Annotated in this window: 7 protein-coding genes; 5 read left to right on the forward strand and 2 right to left on the reverse strand. The window is 71.1% G+C overall.

The features are described 5' to 3' along the window. Window positions 1–108: 108 nt before the first annotated feature. Window positions 109–1,104 (reverse strand): D-cysteine desulfhydrase family protein, encoded by a 996-nt coding sequence (locus AB0O67_RS35930; RefSeq protein WP_365459859.1) that lies wholly within the window; start codon window positions 1,102–1,104, stop codon window positions 109–111. Window positions 1,105–1,159: 55 nt separating this feature from the next. Between AB0O67_RS35930 and AB0O67_RS35935 the strand changes: the two genes are divergently transcribed. Beyond that, window positions 1,160–1,351 (forward strand): hypothetical protein, encoded by a 192-nt coding sequence (locus AB0O67_RS35935; protein WP_365459876.1) that lies wholly within the window; start codon window positions 1,160–1,162, stop codon window positions 1,349–1,351. An 18-nt stretch (window positions 1,352–1,369) separates the two neighbouring features. Here AB0O67_RS35935 and AB0O67_RS35940 read toward each other — a convergent pair whose 3' ends face one another. After that, a complete protein-coding gene (locus AB0O67_RS35940; protein WP_365459862.1) occupies window positions 1,370–1,999 on the reverse strand; it encodes a TetR/AcrR family transcriptional regulator in 630 nt (209 codons plus the stop codon). 137 nt (window positions 2,000–2,136) lie between these two features. On the opposite strand from AB0O67_RS35940, the gene AB0O67_RS35945 reads away from it, so the two are divergent. The 4 genes from AB0O67_RS35945 to AB0O67_RS35960 all read left to right on the forward strand — a co-directional run. Further along, entirely contained in the window at window positions 2,137–2,766 is a 630-nt protein-coding gene (locus tag AB0O67_RS35945; protein WP_365459865.1) for an isochorismatase family cysteine hydrolase, read from the forward strand. Further along, window positions 2,763–4,340 (forward strand): aldehyde dehydrogenase (NADP(+)), encoded by a 1,578-nt coding sequence (locus AB0O67_RS35950; RefSeq protein WP_365459867.1) that lies wholly within the window; start codon window positions 2,763–2,765, stop codon window positions 4,338–4,340. Before AB0O67_RS35945 ends, AB0O67_RS35950 begins: the two co-directional genes overlap by 4 nt. A 72-nt stretch (window positions 4,341–4,412) precedes the next feature. Further along, a complete protein-coding gene (locus AB0O67_RS35955; protein ID WP_365459870.1) occupies window positions 4,413–4,898 on the forward strand; it encodes a lipocalin-like domain-containing protein in 486 nt (161 codons plus the stop codon). Window positions 4,899–5,144: 246 nt separating this feature from the next. Then, window positions 5,145–6,454, forward strand: a 1,310-nt coding sequence (locus AB0O67_RS35960; RefSeq protein ID WP_365459873.1) for an MFS transporter, incomplete at its 3' end; no start/stop codon positions are given.

Here is a 6,454-nt window from a genome sequence, read left to right on the forward strand (position 1 = left end):
AGATCGGCCAGTTCACCGCTGCGGTCGGCCAGCTCGGCGCGTCCGGCGTCCGTGATGGCGTACACCTTGCGGCCGCCTTCGGTGGTGTGGGAGCGACGACGGAAACCCTCAGAGCGTGCGGCTTCTCGTGGTGAGGTCCGCGGCGGTCGCCGCGAGTGCGCCCGTGTGTCCGAAGAGGCCGGGCAGGCCGCCCGTGTGCAGGAAGACCGTGCGGCGGCCGGGGGCGATGTCGCCGTCGGCGACGGCCGCGATGAGGCCGGCCATGGCCCTACCGGTGTAGACGGGGTCGAGCACGATGCCCTCGGTGCGAGCCGTGCGGTTCAGTGCCGCCATGACCGGTTCGGTCAACGTGCCGTAGCCTTCGCCGACCTGGTCCAGTCGCAGTCTCAACGAGTCCGGCGGGAGCGGGGCGCCGGACAGGTCGGACACCAGCGCGGCCACGACGTCGACCGGATCGGTGACGGCACCGCAGTGGACGCCGAGGACCCGCTGAGGGCCGAGCGCGTGGACGAGGCCGGCCATGGTGCCGCCGGACCCCATGGCGACGACCACGGTGTCCAGGTCGGGGGCCTGCGTGAGCAGCTCGTGGCCGCAGGCACCGTAGCCGAGGGCGCCGAGCGCACTGGAGCCGCCGAACGGGAGCAGTGCCGGCCGGGCACCGTCGGCCCTCAGACGCGCGGCGACGTCCTCGGCCGCGGTGGCGAGTGCCGGTCCGCCGCCGGCACCGGCCCATACGCAGGTGGCGCCGAACAACGCGTCCAGGGTGAGGTTTCCCTGGGGCGTGGCATCGGGTGTGCCCGCGAGCACCAGAACGGTTTCGAGACCGAGGCGGGCACCCGCGGCCGCGGTCAGCCGGGCGTGGTTGCTCTGCGGCGCGCCGGTCGTCACGAGGTGTGTGGCTCCCTCGGCGACAGCGGCGCCGCACAGCCACTCGAGTTTGCGGGCCTTGTTGCCGCCGCCGCCGAGGCCTACCAGATCATCGCGCTTGACCCAGAGGTCCTCCGCGCCGAGACCGAGGGAGTGGGCGAGACGGGGCATGGGCTCCAATGGCGTCGGCCAGGTACCGAGCCGGACGGGCTGGGGGACATCGTTCAGGGAGGTCATGGGCACATGATCGCCCCTCGGGCGAGTCGGATGCCGCCCTCTCGCCGTCCCGTCGCTGTCCCGCGGGTCCTGGGCCTGCGCCGGTATGCGCTCCGCGGGAGGGCAGCTGCTGGAACGTGCGCAGCAGACCGGCTGGGTCCGCTCCGACGTGACCGTCAGCGTCATCGCGCTCGCCCTCGGGCTCGCCTGGGCGGCCGAACTCAGGGTGCACCCTTCGCGTCCGGCCCGGCCTCCGCTCGTTCCGTGAGCAGCCATGAGGTGTGCGTCATGCGTCGGTGGGGACGTCGCGGGAGGCGCGGCCTGTGAGTTGCTCGGCGACGGTCTCCAGCAGGTCGTCGGAGAAGGCCTTGTCGGCCACGGCCCGGGACATGAGCACGGCGCCGACCAGCGCGCTGAGAGTGAGCATGGCCTCGGCCCGGGCGTCCTCGGCGTCGTCGTCCAGGCCCGCGATCAGGTCCAGGTAGGTGCGGACCTGGTTCTCGTACGCCTGCTTGATGTGCTGGTCGCCGCGTCCGGCTGCGGCGCCCAGGGTGACCAGGGCACATCCGGTGGCCGGTCCGTCCCGGTGCTGCTTGGCGAGGTAGGCGTCGATGAGGCCGGCTCGCGCGTCCCGCTCGTTCTTGTGGGCGGACCGTTCCATCTTCGCCGTTCCCTCCGCCAGTGCGAAGGCGGCGGCCTGTGCGATCAGGTCGTCCCGGGAATCGAAGTGCTTGTAGAAGCCCCCGTGCGTCAGGCCGGCCTCCTTCATCAGTTCCGCGACACCGGGGCGATTGACGCCGTCCATGCGAACCCTGCGCGACGCGATCCTGAGCACCCGCTCGCGGGTTGCCGCCTTCTCCGCCTGCGAGTGGCCCATGACGACCCTGCCTTTCGTGCGGCGGCGCAGTGTGGACACTGCACAACTGGATGATGCACATCATACACCTATGCCTGAGCGGGGAGGATTGATGCGACCCTCGCTTGACATTCAGGATGATGGGCGTAATCTTCAAGTCTGGATGATGTCAATCATCCAGATCGGAGTTGACCCTCATGACCCAGACCTACGACCCGCGTCACACAGCCGTTCTGCTGGTTGATCCGTTCAATGACTTCCTGTCCGAGGGCGGCAAGGTGTGGCCGCGCCTCGAGTCCATGGCGCAGCAGGTGGGTCTGCTCGACCACCTGCGGTCCGTCGTCGCCACCGCCCGTGACACCGGCACTCAGGTGATCTTCGTCCCGCACCGCCGCTGGGAGGAGGGTGACTACGAGACGTGGACCCACCCCAACCCCACCCAACTCGGCATCATGGAGCGGCACAGCTTCGCCCGCGGGACCTGGGGCGGCGAGTTCCACCCGGACTTCCAGCCGCAGCCCGGCGAGACCGTCGTCGCCGAGCACTGGGCGCAGAGCGGATTCGCCAACACGGATCTGGACCTCCAGCTCAAGCAGCACGGCATCACCCACGTGGTGCTCGTCGGCCTGCTGGCGAACACCTGCATCGAGTCCACCGGCCGCTTCGCCATGGAGCTCGGCTACCACGTGACGCTCGTACGCGACGCCACCGCGGCGTTCCTGCCCGAGATGATGCACGCCGCGCACGAGCTGAACGGGCCCACCTACGCCCACGCGATCACCACCACCGACGAGCTCATCGCCGCGTTCAAGGGAGCACACGCATGACACTGACCGGAGACCTGCTGATCGGCGGAGGCCAGGTGCCCGCCACCGCGGGCACAATGAAGGCGTTCAACCCCGCCACCGGAGAGTTCATCGAGCCCGAGTTCGCCTTCGGCGGGCCGGCCGAGGTCGACCGAGCCCTGCGCCTGGCCGACGACGCCTATGACAGCTACAGCCACACCGGGCTCGAGAAGCGGGCGGCGTTCCTCGAACTCATCGCGGACAAGCTCGATGCGGCCAAGGACGAACTCGCCGCACGGACCTCTCTGGAAACCGGCCTGCCCGCCGCGCAGTTCGAGGGCGAGGCCGTGCGCAGCGCTGGCGTATTCCGCAAGTTCGCCGCCGTCGTGCGCCAAGGCCGCTTCCTCCAGGCGGCCATCGACCCCGCGCAGCCGGACCGCCGGCCGACCCCGCGCCTGGACCACCGGCTGCAGAAGGTGGCCCTCGGCCCGGTGGTGATCTTCGGTGCCAGCAACTTCCCGATCTCCTACTCCGTCGCGGGCGGTGACACCGCCTCGGCTCTGGCCGCCGGCTGCCCCGTCGTCCTCAAGGCCCACAACGCACACCCCGGGGCCTCCGAGATCGAGGGCCGCATCATCCAGGAGGCCGTCGCCGAAGCCGGTCTGCACGCGGGTGTCTTCGCGCTCGTGCGCGGCTTCGGCAACGAGATCGGCGAAGCCCTCGTGGACCACCCGCTGGTCAAGGCGGTCACCTTCACCGGATCCGAGGCCGGCGGCATGGCCTTGTACCGCCGCGCCCAGCAGCGCCCCGACCCCATCCCGGTCTTCACCGAGATGACCAGCGTCAACCCGACCTTCGTCCTGCCCGCCGCCCTGGCCGCCCGGGCCGCCGAGATCGGCGCCGGCCTCGTGCAGCGCGGCATGTACAACGTCGGACAGGCCTGCCTCAAGCCCGCCATCCTCCTCGCCGTCGAGGGACCCGGCTACGCCGAACTGCGCGACGCGGCCATCACCGAGGTCGAGAAGTGGGACGCACGCGCCATGCTCACGCCCGGCATCCACGACGCCTACACCCGCAACGCCCAGCGCCACGAGGACAACGGCGCCGTCCGGCTCGGCGAGGGAGCCGCCCCGGAGGGCGGGGCGTACGGGCAGGCCCTGCTGCTCGAAGTCACCGGTGAGCAGCTGCTGGCCGAGCCCACTCTGCGCGAGGAGGTCTTCGGCCCCGCACTCCTGCTGGTCAAGGTCTCCAGCACGGAGCAACTGCTGGAGGCGGCACGCGCCTTCCGCGGACAGCTCTCGGCCACCCTCCACGCCGACGCCGCCGACCGCACCACCGCCGCACAGCTCCTGCCGGTCCTGGAACGCCGTACCGGACGGATCGTCTTCAACGCCTTCTCGATCCCGCAGGAGGTCTCGTACGCCTCCACCCACGGCGGCCCCTTCCCCGCCACCTCCGACAGCCGCTTCACCTCTGTCGGCATGGGCGCGATCGAGCGGTTCATCCGTCCGGTCACCTACCAGAACTTCCCCGACGACCTGCTGCCGCAGCCCCTGCGCGAAGCCAATCCGCTCAACCTCTGGCGCCTCGTCGACGGCGAACTCACCCGGCAGTGAACCCGTAGCGGGTCCCGTCCGCACACCCGACGGGACTCCCAGTCCCCTTCCCGTCAGAAGAGGAGTACTTCCATGACCACGACAGACCCGGCCGCAGAACGCGACGAGCGCGAGGCCCGCGACGAGGTCCGCATGAAGCTGCTCGGCGCGTGGCAACTCGTCTCGTACACCGCCACCAGCGGCGACGGGGAGGTCATCCACCCCCTCGGCCGCACCCCGTACGGTTTGATCCTCTACACCCCCGAGGGGTACATGTCCGCTCAGCTGTGTCGCGGCGACCGGCCCTCCTTGGGCTCGGCGCGTCCGGAGGACGCGGCAGCCGACGAGTTGGCCCGGGCGGCGACCGGCTACGTCGCCTACGGCGGCCCGTTCGAGGTGGTCGATCCGCACACCGTGGAGCACCACGTCAGCACCAGCCTCTTCCCGAACTGGATCGGGCGGAAGCAGGTGCGGAACGTCGATTTCGCCGGCTCGTTCCTGCGACTCGGCGTCACCACTCCCACTCGGCTCTGGGGTGCCGAACGTACGGCGGAACTCACCTGGAACAGGCTGGTCTGACCACAGGCCGCGTTCCGGCCCTCTTGCGCGGCCCTTCCCGCGCACGGCCGGCCGTCCTCCCGGCGGCAGCCGGTGCCGGTCCGTCGAACCGCGGGTGCGAGAAGCCGCCCCGCCACCCGGCCGCAGCCGGCCCTCCGCTCTCAGCAGTGCTCGCTGCCGACCGCGGGCCGTGGCGGGGCCCCGCCCGCACCCCGTCGACGCCCTGACGTCTTTTCTCCAACCCGTGAACAGTGCACTGAGGACCCCATGACCAGCGCAGCCACCCGCCCGGGCGTCAAACGGGGGACCATTCCGGTCTTCGCCACGGCGACTGCGATCACCGTCTCCAACATCTATTTCACCCAGCCGCTCCTCGACGAGATCGCCCACACCTTCCACACCTCGGCCTCCACCGCCGGGCTGGTGGCCACCATGGGGCAGATCGGTTACGCCCTGGGCATCGTCACCGTCGTGCCGCTCGCCGACGGCGCCAGGCTCCGCCGGTTGTCCACCCTGCTGCTGGCGATCACCACCGTCGGCCTCCTCGCGGGCGCGTTCGCCCCCTCGGTCGCCCTTCTCGGCTCGGCCGCCCTCGTGCTGTCCGCCAGCACGGTGCTGCCGCAGGTCATCATGCCGACCGTCGTGGCCATGGCCTCGGCCGGCAACGCGGGCCGCGTCCTGGGCGCCGTGGGGACGGGACTGACCCTGGGGGCCCTGCTCTCCCGAACCGCCGCCGGCCTCATCGCCGAAGTCACCGGGACCTGGCGAGCCGGGTTCGTCGTCGCCGCAGTGGCCACCGGCGCCCTGCTTCTGGTGCTCCCGCGTTACATGCCGGCCGGCCCCGGGGCGCCCGCCCGGAAGAAGGAGAGCTACGTCCGTCTGCTGACCTCCCTGCCCCAACTGGTCGTCCAGCACGCGTCCCTGCGCGTCTCGGCGGCACTGGGAGGGACCGTCTTCGCGGCCTTCTCCGCCTTCTGGTCGTCGCTTGCCTTCCATCTGACCGCGCCGCCGATCGGGCTGGGGCCCGCGGTGGTCGGGCTGTTCGGCCTCTTCAGCGTCCCTGGCGCCCTGGCCGCCCGGTACTCGGGGCGGCTGACCGACCGCTGGGGCCCGCTCAGGGTCAACGTCATGGCGCTCACGTCGGTGGCGTTCGCCTTCTTGCTGTTCGGGGGCGCCGGCCAGTCGCTGATCCTTCTGGCCGTCGGCTGCAACCTTCTCGGCTACGGCACGACGAGCAGTCAGATCGCCAACCAGGCCCGCGTCTTCGCCGCGCAGCCCGCCATCAGGGCCCGTCTCAACACCGTGTACATCTTCTCGGTGTTCGCCGGAGGTGCCGTCGGCTCCGCGATCGCCTCGGTGTCCTTCTCCGCATTCGGATGGGCCGGTGTGATGGGGACCGGCCTGGGCTTCCTGGCGCTCGCGGCGGCCGCGCTGGCCTGGCACACCTCGCGCGCCCGCCGCGGGCCCGCCGGTGAGGCCGTCGTGGCCGCGCACGGTCGGAACGCGCCGGCGGGCAGCGGCACTCGGACGGATCGGCGAGCCGGACGACATCGGGATGGCAATCGCCGTGCTCGTAT

Source organism: Streptomyces sp. NPDC086077, assembly GCF_040686175.1.
Classification (GTDB): Bacteria; Actinomycetota; Actinomycetes; order Streptomycetales; family Streptomycetaceae; genus Streptomyces.

What these genes read in the sequence shown, in the direction of transcription:
- AB0O67_RS35930 (WP_365459859.1), bottom strand. Translation starts at nt 1,104, where the DNA reads ATGACCTCCCTGAACGATGTCCCCCAGCCCGTCCGGCTCGGTACCTGG.
- AB0O67_RS35950 (WP_365459867.1), top strand. Translation starts at nt 2,763, where the DNA reads ATGACACTGACCGGAGACCTGCTGATCGGCGGAGGCCAGGTGCCCGCC.
- AB0O67_RS35955 (WP_365459870.1), top strand. Translation starts at nt 4,413, where the DNA reads ATGACCACGACAGACCCGGCCGCAGAACGCGACGAGCGCGAGGCCCGC.
- AB0O67_RS35945 (WP_365459865.1), top strand. Translation starts at nt 2,137, where the DNA reads ATGACCCAGACCTACGACCCGCGTCACACAGCCGTTCTGCTGGTTGAT.